The following is a 15,038-nucleotide window of genomic DNA, read 5'->3' on the forward strand; positions in this document are numbered from 1 at the left end:
GGCTCATAACCCAGAGGTCGCAGGTTCAAATCCTGTCCCCGCTACTCAGTAGCACCGAAGGCCCGGAGGATCCGTCCTCCGGGCCTTCGCCGTTCTGCGGGGTTCTGCCGCACCCGGGCTTGCCGTGCCCGAGCCGGAAAACCGGATCCCCGGTACTCCCCCACGCAAGCGATTCGCTTTCGACCGGCCGGTGCCGTAAGGTCATGTTCACCGACGCGGGGTGGAGCAGCTCGGTAGCTCGCTGGGCTCATAACCCAGAGGTCGCAGGTTCAAATCCTGTCCCCGCTACTCAGTAGCACCGAAGGCCCGGAGGATCCGTCCTCCGGGCCTTCGCCGTTCCCCGGGGACATTCGGAAATACCGGAGATCGGGAGATCGGGAGACCTGGCATCGGACGCGCGTGGTGCGCGAGAGTGTGGCCGACCACCGCCGCGACCGATGGAGCCGCCCGTGACCGTCGCCAGGATCCTCCGCTACCACCACGAGCTGCCGGTCGACTTCGACCAGCTGCTGCTCGGCATCCACGTCGACGTCCGCGCCGACCGGATGCTCGACCCGTTCACCCAGCGGTTCGACCTGGTCGTCGACCATTGGACGAGGCGTCCCGGGTTCGTGTGCGCCGTCGCCCACGACGGCCGCGAGCCGATCGGCTTCGCCTTCGGCGCCCCGCTGGCGACCGGCCGCGAGTGGTGGCGCGGTCTCCTCGCCCCGGCCCCGGACGCCGCCGTGACCTTCGGCCTGGCCGAGCTGATGGTCCGACCCGCCTGGCGCGGGCAGGACCTCGGCCGCAGGCTGCACGACGCCCTGCTGGAGGACCGGCCCGAGGAGTTGGTGTGCCTCCTGGCCGAGGCCGACCAGCCGCGCGCGCAGGCCCGTTGCGAGGCGTGGGGCTACCGGCGGGTCGGTCCGACCCGGCCCGTCGCGGGCGCTCCCGCGTACTCCGTGATGCTCCGCCGACTCCGGACACCCCTGCGGACCGGTGAGGAGTACCGTGAAAGGGCCGTCCTGCATCCGGACGGTTCGGCGGCCGGCGGGTCCTGAGGAAACGTCCATGCCGTCCTCAGGATGTTCAAAGCCGCGCGCCCTACTGTCATCGGTCATGTCGATACGAAGCGTCTCCCGGGCAAGAGTGCTGGTGCCGGTCGGCCTCCTCGTCGCCGCGGGGACGGCGGTGGCGGCGTTGCAGGGGCAGTCCGGCGGTGTCGAGGGCCGTCCGCAGATGTCCGTCGTGGCCGACTCGACCTCCTCCGGCCCGCCGACGACCGCCCGGGTGACCGCCCCGCCGACCGCCCAGGTGACCACCCCGCCGGCCGTCGCACCCACGCCGACGGCCACGCCCACCAGCGTCGTCCCTCCCGCCACCGCCCCGTCCCCCACCGCCCCGGCCGGGGCCCCCGACGCGGCCCTGCGCAACGCCGTCGACCGGGCGGAGGGCGCGGTCTCGGTCGCCGTCACCGACCTGGGCACCGGGCAGTCGCTCAGCTACGGCGGCACCGGCCACGACTTCGCCACCGCCAGCATCGTCAAGCTCGACATACTGGCCGCGCTGCTGCTCCGGACGCAGGACCTCGGCACCACGCCGACCGCCGAGCAGCGCGACCTGGCCACCACGATGATCGAGAACAGCGACAACGACTCCGCGACCGGCCTGTGGGACGAGATCGGCGCGGACACCGGTCTCGACGCCGCCAACGCGCGGTTCGGCCTGACCTCCACCACGGCCGGCCAGGACGGCTACTGGGGCCTCACCTCGACCACCGCCGACGACCAACTGCGCCTGCTGCGGCAGGTCTTCACCGAGAACTCGCTGCTCACCCCCACCTCCCGCGGTTACGTCCAGGAGCTGCTGGACCAGGTGGAGGAGGACCAGCGCTGGGGCGTCGGCGCGGCGGCCGCCGACGGCGACTACGCGGTGAAGAACGGCTGGCTGCCGAGGGACTCCGACGGCCTGTGGGTGATCAACAGCATCGGCCGGGTCGAGCGGGACGGGCACGAGCTGCTCATCGCCGTGGTCTCGGACGGCAATCCGACCGACACCGACGGCATGCGCCTGGTGGAGTCGGTGGCCCTGGCGGCGGCCGTGGCCGTGGCCGGGACCTGAGCACCGGAACCTGAGCACCGGGGCGGCTCCGACCGGCGCCCGGGGCGTCAGCGTCCGGCGCGGCCCAGTCCGGCGAGGAAGTCCCGCTGGCCGTCCAGGAATCCGTCCGCGAAGAGCGAGCGCGGCGCGAAGAGCGCGGTGAGCGTGAGCCTGAGGTCCGATTTCTCGACGGACCGGGCGACCAGTGAGTGGCCCGCGTCCGGGTAGTGCGCGACGGTCAGCGCGCCGCCCGGGTCCAGCGCCTCGCGGTAGCCGCGTTCGGTCTCGGCGGTGTCCACGTTGAGGTCCTGGCCCGCGAGGACCAGCAGCACCGGGACGCCGCGCAGGGCGGGGAGGTCCCGGGTGGCGTCGGCGGTGTGGTTCCTGGAGACGAAGCCCCAGCGGTCGGCGGTCATGCCGTCCGCGTCGCCGCCCATGGCAGCGACGTACTCCTCGAAGCCCGCACCGCGCGCCAGCAGCGCCCGGACGGCGTCGCTCCTGGCGGTCCCGGCCTCGATCCGGGCCGGCGAGGCGCCGTCGGCGCGCAGTTCGGCGAGCAGGTTGTAGCGGCCCTGCCGGAGCCAGTTGATCGCCGGCGAGACGGCGACGACGAAGCTCACCGGCGTCCTGGCGGCGGTCTTCGGCAGGACCCAGCCCGCCTGGCTGGCGCCCCAGAGCCCGATCCGGTCGCCGTCGATGTCCGGGCGGGCCCGGGCCCAGGCGATCGCGGCGGCCGCCTCCTCGGCCCGGTCGTCCATGGACTGGTCGAGCCAGTTGCCGGGGGCACCCGCGACACCGGGCTTGTCCCAGGAGAGGGAGGCGTAGCCGGCCTCGGCGTTCGCCGCCCAGAGGGGCCGGTAGCCGTCGTCGTGGGTGGCGTCGACGGGGCCGTCGCCGTGGACGTGCACGACGAGTCCGTGCCGCTCGCGGCCGTCCCTGGGGACGGCCAGGACGCCGTTGAGGACGTGGCCGCCGTGGCGGATGGTGACCCGCCGCTCGTCCAAGTCGTAGGAGTGCTGCCACAGCACAGTGCCGACGAGGCCGGCGGCCACGAGCAGGACCGCGACGAGTGACCATGCGGCGATGCGGAGCCCCCGCCGTCGGGGGCGGGTCTTCGGGCGCACGGGAACAGCACCTCCACTCGGATTCGGACCGGCTCAATAACTATCGCAGCAAGAACGATCGTATTGAGTCTGATAGATTCGAGTCCCGGATTCAAGGAGACGAGGCGCACAGCATGGGCCAGGACACACCCGACCCCGGCGTCGGAACGGTGACCGTACGGCGGGGCCTGCCCGCGGGCACCGAACAGCGGGCGGCCGAGCTGTACTGGACCGCCTTCGGCCGCAAACTCGGCCCCGCCCTGAACCCGCCGGACAAGGCCGTGCCCTTCATCGCCGCCCACCTCAACGCCGACCGCGCCGTCTGCGCCCTGCTCGACGGGCAGCTCGTCGGCCTGGCCGGGTACCGGCAGGGCGGGCGGGGCCTCACCGGCGGCTCGGCCCGCGCCGTGCTGCGCGCCTACGGGCACCTGCGCGGACTGCACCGGCTCCTGCTGCTCGGCCTGTTCGAACGCCGCCCCGGCCCCGGCGAACTGCTCATGGACGGGATCGCCGTGAGTCCCGGCCTGCGCGGCCGGGGCGTCGGGAGCCTGCTCATCGAGGAGGTGACCGCCGTCGCGGCGGAGCGGGGCTTCCGGGAGATCAGGCTCGACGTGATCGACACCAACCCGCGCGCCCGGGCCCTGTACGAGCGGCTCGGCTTCACGGCCGTACGGACCGAGCAGACGCCCTACCTGCGCGGACTGCTCGGCTTCGGCGCCGTCACCGCCATGCGCCGCCCCGTCGCCACCGGAGCGGCGGCCGAACGGTGAGCACCGAACCCGACCATGTCGAAGTCCCCACCCGCATGCTCGTCCACGCCCTGGTCCGCGAGGACGGCAGCGTCGACGCCGACGAGCTGTACCGGGTCGCCAACACCCTCGGCATGAGCGACCAACAGGTACGGCTGTGCGTCAAACGCCTCGTCGCCGAAAGCCGGTTCACCCATGAGGGCCGGGGCCGCAGGGCGGTGCTGCGGGCCACCCCGGACACCCTGCGCGCCCTCGACCCCAACGCCGACTTCCTCCTGCACGCGTTCCGCCAGGACGCCGGGGCCGCGCCCTGGGGCGGGGTCTGGCACCTGGCCGCCTTCGCGGTGCCCGAATCGGCGCGCGCCGCCCGGGACGCCCTGCGCGAGACGCTCGTCCACCTCGGCGGCGCCCCGCTCCAGGGCGGGCTGTACGTCAGCGCCAACGCCTGGGAACCGTACGTCGAGGGCGCGGCCCACCGCCTCGGCGCCCACGGCGCGCTCACCCTCCTCACCACGACCGACCTGCGCCGGGGCGACACCCGCGAACCCGCCGAACTCGCCCGCGAGCTGTGGCCGTTGGAGGAGATCGCCGAGCGCTACCACCGCCTCGACCGCGTCGCCGAGCCCCGGCTCGACCGGCTCACCGGCCCGGCCGAACTCTCCTCCGCCGAACTCCTGACCATCGCGGTCGAGTTGGCTGCCGAACTCACCCGCGCCATGGACCCCGACCCGCTGCTGCCGCCCGAACTCCTCCCCCGGCCCTGGCCGGGCACCCTGGCCCGGGAGCGGATCGCCCGCTGCTGGGCCGCCCTCGACGCACGCGACGGGGGCGAGGGCCGCCCGGCCCTGTTCCGCCGCTACGCCGCCCTCACCCGGGAGACGGCGGAGCGGGGCACGGGCTGACACGGCCCGCCCGATCGCCCCGGTCCGGGCCGGTCGGGGCCATCGAGGACCACCCGGACGGCCGCTGTGCGCGGCGGGCGGCGGGTGATTGAGTCGCCATGGTCATTCCAACCGTTTGCAAGGAGCCCCCGTGCCCCACCGATCGGTCCTCCACCGCGCCGCGATCGGCGCCTGCGCCCTGGCAGTCGCGGGCGCCGGCCTGCTCGCCCTCCCCGCCCACGCAACAGGCACCCGGTCACCGGCCACCGCCACCGCGGTGCGTATGCCGAGGGCCGAAGCGCAGGTCGTGGACTTCTACCAGCAGTACCTGGACGCCGTGCGCGAAGAGCACTCCGAGGGCAAGAACCCCCTGGCGGTCCGCGAGTACTTCCTCACCCCCGAGGCCGACGACGCCCTCACCGTCTGGGGTTCCGAGCACCAGGTCGATCCGGTCCTGCGCCGCTCCGAGCTGCCCAAGGGTTACAAGACTGCCACCCAGGGCGAGGACGCCGACAACCACTCCACGATCCTCGTGACCGCGGTGTGGGAGGACGGCGCGCCCGACGCCCTCACCCTGTACAAGGTGCAGCTCGACACCATGCTCATCGACAGCATCACCGACGCCCCGGCCTGACCTCCGGCCCATCTGCCCCCGGCCCCGGGGGCGCCTCCTCGGGGACCTCCACGATCAGCAGCGTCCCCCGGCTCCCGGGCCGGACGGCGTGCGCGGCACCCGCCGGGATCCGGTGCAACTCCCCCGGGCCGACCGTCACTTCCACCCCGTCCACCAGCAGTTCGAGGCGGCCGCCGAGGACCACCAGCACCTCCGCGTTGTCGTGCGACTCGACGGGCAGCGGCCGCCCGTCCATCCGCAGCACCTTCACGGCGGCCGTGCCCACCTGCTCCAGCAGCTCGGAGGCCCACGGGGCGGGCAGGGCGGACGCCACCCCGGACAGGTCGATCGGGCGCAAGGCAATCGGGTTCACGGCATACCTCCACGGCGGTCCCGGCCCGCCGCGGAGGCAGGCCAGGACCGCGATGCGTTCGTTCGAAGGGGACGCGACGGACGCTATCCGAGCCGCCGGACCCATTGGTCGACCGTTTGGTAAAACCTCACGCCGCCCGCCCTCCCTCAGCGACAGAGGGCCGCGTCCACCACTGCCTCCAGCTTCCGCCCGGCCGCCTTGTCCGGTGCCTGGACCGTCATCGTCACCGTGGCCGCGCGGCCGTCCGCCGTCACGCCGACCCGGGTCTCGTAACCCGGGATGCTGCCGCCGTGTCCCCAGTACTCGCCGCCGCAGGACAGCGGCGTACTCACCAGTCCCAGCCCGTAGCCCGATCCCGGCGCGAACGGGTCCCCGGCGGGGGTGGTGGCGCGCATCTCGGCGAGTTGCGCGGGCGGGAGGAGTTCGCCGTCGAGCAGTGCCGTGAAGAAGCGGTTCAGCTCGGAGGGGGTGGAGACGAGCTGACCGGCCGCCCAGGCCCAGGACGGGTCCATGTCGGTGATGTCGACCAGCGGACCGTCCGCCGAGTCCCGGTAGTAGCCGTGCGGGTGGGCACCGCGGACCGTCGCGTCCCCCGGGGCGGGGAAGTAGGTGCGGCGCAGGCCGAGCGGCCGGACGATCCGCCGCTCGATCTCCTCACCGAGGGCCCGGTGCGTCACCGCTTCGACGATCAGCCCGGCGAGGATGTAATTCGTGTTGCTGTAGGCCCACTTGTGGTCCTCCGGCGCGGAGTCGGCCGGGTGGCGGAGCGCGATGTCGAGCAGTTCGCGCGGCTCGTAGCGGCGGACCTCGTCGTCGAGGTGGAGGGTGTGGTTCGGCAGCCCGCTGGTCTGCTGGAGCAGCTGGCGGAGGAGGATCCGGTTGCCGTCGATCCCGGTGCCCCGGACGACCCCCGGCAGGTAGCGCTCCACCGGCGCGTCCAGGTCGAGCCTTCCCTGCGCGACGAGTTGGAGCACGACCACGGCCGTGAAGGTCTTGGTGTTGCTGCCGACCCGCACCCGCCCGTCCCTCGGCACGGCGGCGCCGGTCGCGACGTCGCCGACCCCGGCGGTGTAGTCGCCGGTCCGCCCGTCCAGGAACCGGACGGCGCCCAGGGCGCCGGGCGCCCCCGTCTCCGCCAGCAGCCCGTCCAGCCGCTGCTGGACGGCGTCCGGGCGGGTCGCGCCGGAGGCGGTGACGGCCGACGCCGGGGCAACGGCGGCGGCCACCAGGGCGGCGGCGGTGACGGCGAGGGCGACGGTCTTCCAGCGGCTCATGAACTGCCTCTCGTACGACGGCGGGTGCGATCGGTTCTGTTTCACAGGATCACGCAGCGGCTCGAACGGTCGTCAGCTCACCGGACGACCGGAGGCGGCCGACATGATCCCGAAGTCTGGTCCGCCTTCCTCCTCCGGGCTGACACGGCGGGCCTTGGCGGAGTGGGAAGTCGGTTCCGTCGACTCCCTACTCCCTTGTGCGGTGGGGCGCGGCCCGAGTACGGAGCTGCCCGGCCTGCTCAGGACACGGTGAGGAGGAAGGAGCCCTGGGGTGCGCGCGGGGTGAAGAAGGTCGTACCGGTGAGGCCGTCGAAGGACCCGGTGCCGCCCTCCACAACGCCCGGGAAGGCACCGTCCACCGGGCCGGTGGCGTCGGCGACGATCGGCAGGACGGCGCTGTAGGCGATCTCACCATTGGCCGTGCCGCTGGTGATGTCCAGGGTGCCGTGGCAGAACGCGGTGGCCCCGGCGGTGTCGGCGAGGTCCTTGGCGCAGATCTGGTGGGCAGTGCCGATCTTGTTGCCGTCGGTGTCACTGATCTGGCCGGTGCTGCCGAAGACATCCGCCGACCCCGGGAAGCCGGCCCCGGAGAAGTCCACGATCAGGGTCTGGACCACGGCCGCCCGGTGCTCGGGCGAGGTGTTCGCGAGGGCGGGCACCGCGAGTGCGCCGACCGTACCGGCGACCAGGCCGGCGACGGTCCAGGCGACAGTGTGCTTGGCGGACAGGGCTCGCATGAAGGGCTCCCGTTGTTCGTGGGGCGGGGTCGGCCGCTCCTGCTCGGGCGGTCGCCGACCACACTCGGGCTCCCGGCCGGTCCCTCCGGCACGGCCGCGCCGCCGGTCGGCACCCGACCGTGCGAACTTCACCCGTAGAGGCGCGCAGCAGACGCGTCGGTTGCGGACGGGCAGCAACGGATCGCCTCGGCGAGGCGGGTGCGGGCCCTCCTCGATCCCGTCCGGCGCAAGCTGGTGAAGGACGGACGGGCCGGGGCCGGCGTCCGGCCCCGCCTGCCACCGCGCTGCTGACCCAGGTACGCCGCGCGCACCTGCCGGTCGTGGACGACTGTGCCGTGGACGGCTCGCGCCCCTCCCCCGGGCTCGTCCGACCGGTTCGCCCGGGGTGGGAAGTCGGCGCCGTCGACTTCTCACTCCCCTTGTACCGGGCGCCCCGCCCCGGAAGCATGGCCCGCATGATCGACTACGACGGCGAGGCCCGGGCGTACGACGCGACCCGGGGCGGCGAACCGCGGGCGCGGGCGGCGGCGGAGGCGCTGGAGCGGCTGCTCCCGCAGGGGCCCGGCACGGTGCTGGACATCGCCTGCGGGACCGGGATCGTGACGCGGCGGCTGCAACGGCCCGGCCGTGTCGTGCTGGGCGTCGACCGCTCACCCGGGATGCTCGCAGCGGCCGCCCGGCGGATACCCGGCGGTGCGGTGTGCGGCGACGCGACCCGGCTGCCGTTCGCCTCGGGGAGCGTGGACGCGGTGGTGATGGTCTGGCTGCTGCACCTGCTGCCGGAGGACGCGGCGGACGCCGTCCTGGCCGAGGCCGCCCGGGTACTGCGGCCCGGCGGGAGGCTGGTGACCACGGTCGACAAGGAGGCGGCCTACTTCGCCCAGGAGAGCGAAGTGGGCCGGGCCACCGCCGATTTGCGCGCCCGCTACACCCCGCACGCCCCCGACCGCCACGACCGGATCCGGGACTGGGCGGCGGGCCGCGGCCTGCGCCCCTCCGGGGAGGCGGTGTTCCCCGGCACCGGGCAGGGGCGCGGGGCCCGGAGGTGGCGGGAAGTGATCGAGGCGGCCCGGGTGCCCTGGTGCACCCGGGCCGAGCCCTCGCAGGTCGAGGAGGTGGTGAGACGGCTCACCGCACTCCCCGACCAGGACACCCCAATCGCCGACCCGCTCTACCGCCTCGTCGCCCTGGAGGCGGGCGGACCTCCGGCACCCTGACCGTCCCCGTTCCGTCGCCGCGGCGGGTGGCATCCGCCGAACGGGTGGTCGTGCGACGAGCGGCAGGTCCACGCAGAATGGTTTCTTCGAACGGGCGTCGAGGGCCGCACGACTGCCGCGATCTCCGACCCGGGAAACGTGTCCGGAGATTTTTTCCGCAGGTCAGCAGCAATTGCTACGGCGCGAACCCGTTCTCTGCCGACCTTTTGGAGAGGTTCGCATGGCCCACCGTACGAAGCTGCGCGTCACGATCACCGGTGCCTGCGCCGCGATGCTACTGGCCGGCATCGCTCCGCTGACCCTCCCCGCCCAGGCCGTTGGCCACCACGTCTCGGCGGGCCGCACCGCCCAGGAGGACCCCCGGGCCCGGCGACAGGTCGAAAGCTTCATCTCCGAGTACCACGAAGCCACCCTTGGGCAGCACCACGAGGGAAAGAACACGATCACCGTCCGATCGGAGTACCTCACCCCCGAGCTCGACGAGGCTCTCACCGCCTGGACCGAGGAGCACAAGGCCGACCCGGTCTACCGGCGGAACGAGATCGACACGCAGTCCGGCGCCGTCGACGCGGGCAGCGACCTCGCGGGTCACGAGAAGATCGTCCTGACGATGACCTTCGAGGACGGCACCAGCGCCGACGTCTGGTACCAGGTCCGGACCGACAACTACCTCATCGACGGACCTCAGGACCCGACGCCCTGACGGAGCGTCACTGATCGGAATCGTCGGGAGTGGCGAACAGGTCCTGGAGGGTCCTGGTCGCCAGGTTGAGCAGCCAGGTGTGGGCGGGGTCGTCGTCGTAGCGCTGGTGCCAGAGCAGATAGAGCGGCACCGGCGGCAGCTCGAACGGCAACGGCACCATGGTCAGGCCCAGTTGCTCCCGGGCGGAGCGGGTGACCGCTTCGGGGAGGGTGACCACGACGTCGGTGTCACGGGCGAGTTGCAGTGCGGTGTCCGTCGCGGGGGCGGCGACGACGACACGGCGCTCGTGACCGAGGGCCGCGACGACTTCGTCGACCCGGTCGTGCAGCGCTCCACGCCGGGACACGGTCACGTGCTCAGCGGCCGCGTACCTCTCGACGGTCACCGGCCCCTCGGTGAGCGGGTGCCCCGCCCGGAGCGCGAGGATGATCCTGTCCTGGCCGATGAGCCGGTGACGGATGTCGGGCTGGGGCGGCGGTCCGGCGCTGGAGGCCACATCGACCTCACCGCGACGCAGCTCGGGGCTGTCGTGGCCCGGCTCGACCGTGAGACGTATCTTCACCTTCGGGGCCTGCCGGTGCACCGCTGCGACGAGGGCGGTCCCGCAGGCGGTGGTGACGGCGTCGTGCAGGCGAACGGTGAACACCCGTTCCAGCCCCGCCAGGTCGAGGTCCGCGCGGGAGGACAGCAACCGGTGGGCCTGCTGCACCAGGACATGGACCTCCGTGCGCATGGCCAGTGCACGAGGGGTGGGCGTCATGTGCCGTCCGGTGCGAACCAGGATCTGGTCACCGGTGGCTTTGCGGATTCGGCCCAGCGACCGGCTCATCGCCGGCGCGGTGACGTGGAGCCGGTCTGCGGCTCCGGCCACGCTGCCCTCCTCCAGCAGTGCGTCCAGGGCCGTGAGCAGGTTCAGATCCAATTGCATGCCGGTCACTATACGAGTGAATGACATGCACTTGACTCTGTCGGGGATCCGGTGTCCGACTGCCGATGATCATGGTGATGCGTCAGCCTCGCCCCGCCTCGAACAGGCCCGGCGCGAGCACCGGATCGAGCTCGTCGGACAAGCGGGATCCCCGACAGGGTCGAGCCCAGGACCCGATGCCCCCGACGGAACCCGGGGACGGCTGTGGGAGGCGGCACCGGCCAGGCCGGTGCCGCCACCCACAACGCCTCGCGAGGGATTCCGGCACCGGAACCGACGGCGATCCGCGCCCCCTCACCGCGCCGTGACGGTCGCGGTGGGGGTAGCGGTGGGAGCCGGGCGGGGGCGGCCGTGGTGAGTGGCGGTGAGGGGATACGCCCAGACGAGCAGAGCGAGCAGCAGGACGAACGGAAGCAGGGTGCAGAGCGCGGCGCTGCCGACGGCAGTCGCGGTATGGCGGGATTCAGCGGGCATCGGCGAGATCGAGCTCGGCCCACACGGTCTTGGCGCCGGGGTCCCGGGGATCCGTCCCCCAGCGGTCGGCGAGGGCGTCGATGAGCACCAGCCCCCGGCCCGACTGTCCGTCGGTCGCCCGCGCCGGCGGCAGCACCGGCAGCCGATCACCCCGGCAGTCGGAGACCTCGATCCGGAGGGTGGCGCCCCGGCGCACGGTGGTGGTGAGGCACAGGCAGAGTTCGAACCCGCGCCCCGGAACGCGCCCGTGCGTGATGGCGTTCGCCGCCAGCTCGGCGACGATCAGCAGCGCGGAATGGAACGGCTCGCCGAGAGCGGAATTCACGCCCCAGTGCGCGAGTTGGCGTCTGACGATACGTCGGCCGAGGCACGCGCCCTTCGGCGTCGCAGCGAGAACGACAGTGTGGCGGCGGGGGTTGTCGAGCGGAATTTCGGTCGTCATGGGGAAAAGCCTGACGGCGCGGACGTACGCCGACCACGAATCCGGCGGGCACGGAGCGTGCTTGTACGGACGCGGAGGGTCCGCTTGTTGGCGGCACCCGGATCATCAGGTCACAAACTCGTGTGAGCAGGGGTGGTTCCCATGGTGAGTGGCGTCGAGCGCACGGTCTCCGACGACGGCGAGACGGCGGAGAACTCGGACGGGATCGCGGAGTTCTACAGCGCCGTGGGCAAGCTGGTCAAGCTGTTCCGCGAGCGGGCTGGGCTGACGCAGCGCGAACTCGCGGAGCGGATCGGGTACAGCGAGGACATGGTCGGCCTCATCGAGCGGGGCAAGCGGACGCCGAGAATCGAGTTCCTGACGGTGGTGGACCCCATCGTCGACGCGGGCGGGGCGCTGACGGTCGTCGCGGACGACGTGATGAAGGCGAAGGTGCGGGTGAGTGAGCGTCACCCGGCTTTCTCCAAAGAGTTCACGGCGGAGGAAGCGAAGGCGATCGAGATCCACGAGTACAGCAGCCTGCACATTCCGGGGCTACTGCAGACGGAGGCGCACGCGCGGGCACTGTACGACATGCGCAGGCCGTGGCTGTCCGTCGAACAGGTCGATTCGTGGGTGACCGCACGGATGGCCCGACAGGAGATCCTGACCCGCTGGCCACTGCCGGTCATGAGCTGGGTGATCGACGAGAGCGCCCTGCGAAGGCCGCTGGGCGGCTGGGACATCCACGAGGCGCAACTACGCCACCTGCTGCGTGTGGCCGAGGTGCGCGGCGTGGAGCTCCAGGTGATGCCGCTCGACCGCACGGAGAACGCGGGCATGGGTGGCTCGTTCGCCCTGCTCACGCCGAACGGCGGTTCGCAGATCGCCTACGTCGAAGTCCAGCACGTCAACAGGCTGATCACGGATCCGGCGGAAATCCGTAAGATGGCGGCACGGTACGGCACCCTCAGGGGGCAGGCGCTCACCATGAGGGAGTCCCTGGCCCTGATCGAAAAGACTCTGGGAGAGCGGTAGGCATGGCCGAACTCGCGTGGTTCAAGAGCAGCTACAGCAGCAACGAGGGCGCTCAGTGCGTCGAGGTCGCCGAGACCCCCGGCACCGTCCACGTCCGCGACTCCAAGGACAAGACCGGCCCCCAGCTGGCCTTCGAGCCGGCCGCATGGAAGGCGTTCGTCGACTTCGCCGCGAACGCCACCGTCTGAAACACCACCACCCCGACAGCCCGCCGCTTCCCTGCGGCGGGCCGTCGGCGCATCCTGGTCCCATGACCGAGCTGACATGGTTCAAGAGCAGCCACAGCAGCAACGAGGACGCCGCGTGCGTCGAAGTCGCCTGGCGCAAGAGCACGTACAGCAGCAACGAAGACGCCCAGTGCGTCGAGGTCGCCGAAACCACCGGCACCGTCCACATCCGCGACTCCAAGGACAGGACCGGCCCGCAACTGGCCTTCGAACCGGCCGCATGGAAGGCGTTCATCGACTTCGCCGCGAACGCCGACGTCTGACACAGCGCGCCCCGACAGACTCCACCTGTACGACCGGCCGACGGTTCGTCAGGTCCGCTTCGGCTCCGCCACCTTGCGCACTGCGGTGTCCGCCGAGCCGACCGGGCGGCCGTCGGCGGCCAGGACGGTCAGCTCGCGCAGGGGCCGGTCGTCGCGGCGGTCCAGGAGTTCGGAGTGCGGCTCGTCGGGGTCGAAGAAGTGCCGCTCGCCCCACTGGCGGAGCGCGACGACCACCGGGAAGAGGTCCTCGCCCTTCGGGGTGAGCACGTACGCCTGGTAGGCGCTGCCGTCGGCGGCGGGTTCCACGGCGAGGATCCCGGCCTCGACCAGGGCGCGCAGCCGGGTACTGAGGATGTTCTTGGCGACGCCCAGGCTGCGCTGGAACTCGCCGAACCGGCGGCTGCCGTCGAAGGCGTCGCGGACGATCAGCAACGACCACCAGTCGCCGATCGCGTCCACCGAGCGCGCCACCGGGCACGAGCTGTCGTCGAACCTGGTCCGCTTCACCATCTCCGGCCTCCTCGGCACCGACTACCACCACACCTGGTTGCAACATGCTACCCCTTCGGCCTATGGTGCGACCATGTCGGTAGCATCATGCAACCAGAATCCATCGCGGGTCCTGACCCGCCCCCTCACCCTGCTGTTCGCGCTCGCCAGCGGCGCCGCCGTGGCCAACGTCTACGCGGCCCAACCCCTGCTGGTCGCCATCGCCGACGAACTGCACATCGGCCGGGCCGCCGTCGGCACGGTGGTGACCTGCACGCAGATCGGCTACGGGCTGGGCCTCGTCCTGCTGGTCCCGCTCGGCGACCTGCTCGAACGGCGCCGCCTGGTCACCGTGCAGGCGGTACTGCTCGCCCTCGCCCTGACCGCCGTGGCCACGGCGGGCAACGCGGCGGCCCTGCTGGCCGGGCTGATGGGGGTGGGCCTGCTCGCCGTGCTCACCCAGGCGCTGGTGGCCTTCGCCTCGGCACTCGCCCCGGACGGCGAGCGCGGGCGGGTTGTGGGCACCGTGACCAGCGGTGTCGTACTCGGCATCCTGCTGGCCCGGACCGTCGCCGGGGCGGTCGCCGACCTCGCCGGGTGGCGCGCCGTGTACGCGCTGTCCGCCGTGCTCACCCTCGCCCTCGCCGCCGCCCTGCGGCGTGCCCTCCCCCGGACGGCTCCCCGCACCGCTCCGCGCGCCCCCGCACGGTCGGTGGCCGCCGGGTACCGCCGCGCGCTGCGCGAACTCGCCCGACTGCCGCTGCGGGAACCGGTCTTCCGGCGGCGCGCGCTGATCACCCTCCTGGTGTTCGCGTCCTTCAGCACGCTCTGGAGCAGCGTCGCCCTCCCCCTGAGCGAGGCCCCGCTCTCGCTCACACCCGCCGCCGTCGGCGCCTTCGGCCTGGCCGGCGCGGCCGGTGCGGCGGCCGCGGCACCGGCGGGCCGGTTGTTCGACCGCGGGCTCGGCCGGTGGACGGCGGGCGGGGGCCTCGCCCTGCTCGCCCTCTCCTGGCTGCCGCTCGCGCTCACCCGGCAGTCGCTCTGGGCCCTCGCGCTCGGCGCGGTCCTGCTGGACTTCGCCGTCCAGGCCGTCCACGTCACCAACCAGAGCACCGTACTCGCCCTCGACCCGACCGCGGGCGGGCGGCTGATCGGTGGCTACATGGTGTTCTACTCCCTCGGCAGCGCCCTCGGTGCGATCACCTCCACGGCGGCGTACGCGGCGGCCGGCTGGTCCGCCGTCTGCCTGCTCGGCGCGGCGTTCAGCCTGCTCGCCCTGCTCGCCTGGGCCCGGGACCTCCGCCCGGCGCGGAGCGCGGCCGCGCGGTAGCACCGGCCGCCGGTCTTCCCCGCCCACCCCGACAGACCGCGGCCGTACGCCACAGCCGCGCACCCGGCGCCCGCCGCCGCCCCACTCGCGCGACGGCTCAACGCCGGACGCCTCGCACTGATCGGGATCTTGGGACTTG

19 protein-coding genes and 1 tRNA gene are annotated in these 15,038 nt (G+C 72.7%); 12 read left to right on the plus strand and 8 right to left on the minus strand.

Features of this window, described 5'->3' with window-relative positions; all coding sequences use genetic code 11:
- The first annotated feature begins 214 nt into the window (after positions 1–214).
- From ACIQ9P_RS12415 to ACIQ9P_RS12425, 3 genes are all read left to right on the plus strand, one after another.
- Positions 215–288: transfer RNA gene (locus ACIQ9P_RS12415), tRNA-Met, on the plus strand.
- Between the two features lie 161 nt (positions 289–449).
- Entirely contained in the window at positions 450–1,040 is a 591-nt protein-coding gene (locus tag ACIQ9P_RS12420) for a GNAT family N-acetyltransferase (RefSeq protein ID WP_402353938.1), read from the plus strand.
- Between the two features lie 58 nt (positions 1,041–1,098).
- A complete protein-coding gene (locus ACIQ9P_RS12425) occupies positions 1,099–2,100 on the plus strand; it encodes a serine hydrolase (protein ID WP_402353941.1) in 1,002 nt (333 codons plus the stop codon).
- A gap of 47 nt (positions 2,101–2,147) precedes the next feature.
- On the opposite strand, the gene ACIQ9P_RS12430 is transcribed toward ACIQ9P_RS12425, so the two are convergent.
- The gene (locus tag ACIQ9P_RS12430) at positions 2,148–3,203 is read right to left on the minus strand and encodes an alpha/beta hydrolase family protein (RefSeq protein ID WP_402353944.1); all 1,056 of its coding nucleotides are present in this window, start codon (positions 3,201–3,203) and stop codon (positions 2,148–2,150) included.
- Positions 3,204–3,316: 113 nt separating this feature from the next.
- Between ACIQ9P_RS12430 and ACIQ9P_RS12435 the strand changes: the two genes are divergently transcribed.
- The 3 genes from ACIQ9P_RS12435 to ACIQ9P_RS12445 all read left to right on the plus strand — a co-directional run bounded on the left by ACIQ9P_RS12435 (position 3,317) and on the right by ACIQ9P_RS12445 (position 5,446).
- Positions 3,317–3,952, plus strand: a complete 636-nt coding sequence (locus ACIQ9P_RS12435) for a GNAT family N-acetyltransferase (RefSeq protein ID WP_402353947.1) — start codon at positions 3,317–3,319, stop codon at positions 3,950–3,952.
- A 35-nt stretch (positions 3,953–3,987) separates the two neighbouring features.
- Complete coding sequence (locus tag ACIQ9P_RS12440; RefSeq protein WP_402354927.1) at positions 3,988–4,833, plus strand: PaaX family transcriptional regulator C-terminal domain-containing protein; 846 nt, start codon at positions 3,988–3,990, stop codon at positions 4,831–4,833.
- Between the two features lie 130 nt (positions 4,834–4,963).
- Positions 4,964–5,446, plus strand: coding sequence for a hypothetical protein (locus ACIQ9P_RS12445; RefSeq protein ID WP_402353950.1), 483 nt, complete (start codon positions 4,964–4,966; stop codon positions 5,444–5,446).
- Here the strand turns inward: ACIQ9P_RS12445 and ACIQ9P_RS12450 are convergent.
- The 3 genes from ACIQ9P_RS12450 to ACIQ9P_RS12460 all read right to left on the minus strand — a co-directional run bounded on the left by ACIQ9P_RS12450 (position 5,427) and on the right by ACIQ9P_RS12460 (position 7,809).
- Positions 5,427–5,798: a cupin domain-containing protein gene (locus tag ACIQ9P_RS12450; protein WP_402353953.1), complete on the minus strand. Its 372-nt coding sequence runs from the start codon at positions 5,796–5,798 to the stop codon at positions 5,427–5,429. The two genes, ACIQ9P_RS12445 and ACIQ9P_RS12450, sit on opposite strands and share 20 nt — an antisense overlap.
- A 146-nt stretch (positions 5,799–5,944) precedes the next feature.
- Positions 5,945–7,072 carry a serine hydrolase domain-containing protein gene (locus tag ACIQ9P_RS12455; RefSeq protein ID WP_402353956.1) on the minus strand — a complete coding sequence of 376 codons (1,128 nt, stop codon included), beginning with the start codon at positions 7,070–7,072 and terminating at the stop codon, positions 5,945–5,947.
- A 239-nt stretch (positions 7,073–7,311) separates the two neighbouring features.
- Positions 7,312–7,809, minus strand: coding sequence for a hypothetical protein (locus ACIQ9P_RS12460; protein WP_402353959.1), 498 nt, complete (start codon positions 7,807–7,809; stop codon positions 7,312–7,314).
- Positions 7,810–8,264: 455 nt separating this feature from the next.
- On the opposite strand from ACIQ9P_RS12460, the gene ACIQ9P_RS12465 reads away from it, so the two are divergent.
- Both ACIQ9P_RS12465 and ACIQ9P_RS12470 read left to right on the plus strand, forming a co-directional pair.
- Positions 8,265–9,026 (plus strand): class I SAM-dependent methyltransferase, encoded by a 762-nt coding sequence (locus ACIQ9P_RS12465; RefSeq protein WP_402353962.1) that lies wholly within the window; start codon positions 8,265–8,267, stop codon positions 9,024–9,026.
- 220 nt (positions 9,027–9,246) lie between these two features.
- Positions 9,247–9,729, plus strand: coding sequence for a hypothetical protein (locus tag ACIQ9P_RS12470; RefSeq protein ID WP_402353964.1), 483 nt, complete (start codon positions 9,247–9,249; stop codon positions 9,727–9,729).
- Between the two features lie 7 nt (positions 9,730–9,736).
- Here the strand turns inward: ACIQ9P_RS12470 and ACIQ9P_RS12475 are convergent, their stop codons facing one another.
- From ACIQ9P_RS12475 to ACIQ9P_RS12485, 3 genes are all read right to left on the minus strand, one after another.
- A complete protein-coding gene (locus ACIQ9P_RS12475; protein WP_402353967.1) occupies positions 9,737–10,657 on the minus strand; it encodes a LysR family transcriptional regulator in 921 nt (306 codons plus the stop codon).
- A 294-nt stretch (positions 10,658–10,951) separates the two neighbouring features.
- Positions 10,952–11,131 (minus strand): hypothetical protein, encoded by a 180-nt coding sequence (locus ACIQ9P_RS12480; RefSeq protein WP_402353970.1) that lies wholly within the window; start codon positions 11,129–11,131, stop codon positions 10,952–10,954.
- Entirely contained in the window at positions 11,121–11,573 is a 453-nt protein-coding gene (locus tag ACIQ9P_RS12485) for an ATP-binding protein (protein ID WP_402353973.1), read from the minus strand. The genes ACIQ9P_RS12480 and ACIQ9P_RS12485 overlap by 11 nt, the downstream gene beginning before the upstream one ends.
- A 141-nt stretch (positions 11,574–11,714) precedes the next feature.
- Between ACIQ9P_RS12485 and ACIQ9P_RS12490 the strand changes: the two genes are divergently transcribed.
- The 3 genes from ACIQ9P_RS12490 to ACIQ9P_RS12500 all read left to right on the plus strand — a co-directional run bounded on the left by ACIQ9P_RS12490 (position 11,715) and on the right by ACIQ9P_RS12500 (position 13,080).
- Complete coding sequence (locus ACIQ9P_RS12490) at positions 11,715–12,590, plus strand: Scr1 family TA system antitoxin-like transcriptional regulator (RefSeq protein WP_402353976.1); 876 nt, start codon at positions 11,715–11,717, stop codon at positions 12,588–12,590.
- 2 nt (positions 12,591–12,592) lie between these two features.
- Positions 12,593–12,778, plus strand: coding sequence for a DUF397 domain-containing protein (locus ACIQ9P_RS12495; protein WP_402353979.1), 186 nt, complete (start codon positions 12,593–12,595; stop codon positions 12,776–12,778).
- Between the two features lie 62 nt (positions 12,779–12,840).
- On the plus strand, positions 12,841–13,080 hold the full coding sequence (locus tag ACIQ9P_RS12500) for a DUF397 domain-containing protein (RefSeq protein ID WP_402353982.1): 240 nt from the start codon (positions 12,841–12,843) through the stop codon (positions 13,078–13,080).
- A 48-nt stretch (positions 13,081–13,128) separates the two neighbouring features.
- Here ACIQ9P_RS12500 and ACIQ9P_RS12505 read toward each other — a convergent pair whose 3' ends face one another.
- Positions 13,129–13,590, minus strand: a complete 462-nt coding sequence (locus tag ACIQ9P_RS12505; RefSeq protein ID WP_402353985.1) for a winged helix-turn-helix transcriptional regulator — start codon at positions 13,588–13,590, stop codon at positions 13,129–13,131.
- Positions 13,591–13,663: 73 nt separating this feature from the next.
- Here ACIQ9P_RS12505 and ACIQ9P_RS12510 point away from each other — a divergent pair, with 73 nt between their 5' ends.
- On the plus strand, positions 13,664–14,899 hold the full coding sequence (locus ACIQ9P_RS12510; RefSeq protein WP_402353988.1) for an MFS transporter: 1,236 nt from the start codon (positions 13,664–13,666) through the stop codon (positions 14,897–14,899).
- Positions 14,900–15,038: the final 139 nt, after the last annotated feature.

Origin of the sequence: Kitasatospora sp. NPDC094019 (assembly GCF_044764505.1) — a bacterium.
Lineage (GTDB): Bacteria > Actinomycetota > Actinomycetes > Streptomycetales > Streptomycetaceae > Kitasatospora.

Bases quoted from the DNA above. Each gene is read 5' to 3' on its own strand.
- ACIQ9P_RS12425 (WP_402353941.1), top strand. From the start codon at position 1,099: ATGTCGATACGAAGCGTCTCCCGGGCAAGAGTGCTGGTGCCGGTCGGC.
- ACIQ9P_RS12435 (WP_402353947.1), top strand. From the start codon at position 3,317: ATGGGCCAGGACACACCCGACCCCGGCGTCGGAACGGTGACCGTACGG.
- ACIQ9P_RS12440 (WP_402354927.1), top strand. From the start codon at position 3,988: ATGCTCGTCCACGCCCTGGTCCGCGAGGACGGCAGCGTCGACGCCGAC.
- ACIQ9P_RS12455 (WP_402353956.1), bottom strand. From the start codon at position 7,072: ATGAGCCGCTGGAAGACCGTCGCCCTCGCCGTCACCGCCGCCGCCCTG.
- ACIQ9P_RS12460 (WP_402353959.1), bottom strand. From the start codon at position 7,809: ATGCGAGCCCTGTCCGCCAAGCACACTGTCGCCTGGACCGTCGCCGGC.
- ACIQ9P_RS12465 (WP_402353962.1), top strand. From the start codon at position 8,265: ATGATCGACTACGACGGCGAGGCCCGGGCGTACGACGCGACCCGGGGC.
- ACIQ9P_RS12470 (WP_402353964.1), top strand. From the start codon at position 9,247: ATGGCCCACCGTACGAAGCTGCGCGTCACGATCACCGGTGCCTGCGCC.
- ACIQ9P_RS12475 (WP_402353967.1), bottom strand. From the start codon at position 10,657: ATGCAATTGGATCTGAACCTGCTCACGGCCCTGGACGCACTGCTGGAG.
- ACIQ9P_RS12480 (WP_402353970.1), bottom strand. From the start codon at position 11,131: ATGCCCGCTGAATCCCGCCATACCGCGACTGCCGTCGGCAGCGCCGCG.
- ACIQ9P_RS12485 (WP_402353973.1), bottom strand. From the start codon at position 11,573: ATGACGACCGAAATTCCGCTCGACAACCCCCGCCGCCACACTGTCGTT.
- ACIQ9P_RS12490 (WP_402353976.1), top strand. From the start codon at position 11,715: ATGGTGAGTGGCGTCGAGCGCACGGTCTCCGACGACGGCGAGACGGCG.
- ACIQ9P_RS12495 (WP_402353979.1), top strand. From the start codon at position 12,593: ATGGCCGAACTCGCGTGGTTCAAGAGCAGCTACAGCAGCAACGAGGGC.
- ACIQ9P_RS12500 (WP_402353982.1), top strand. From the start codon at position 12,841: ATGACCGAGCTGACATGGTTCAAGAGCAGCCACAGCAGCAACGAGGAC.
- ACIQ9P_RS12505 (WP_402353985.1), bottom strand. From the start codon at position 13,590: ATGGTGAAGCGGACCAGGTTCGACGACAGCTCGTGCCCGGTGGCGCGC.
- ACIQ9P_RS12510 (WP_402353988.1), top strand. From the start codon at position 13,664: ATGTCGGTAGCATCATGCAACCAGAATCCATCGCGGGTCCTGACCCGC.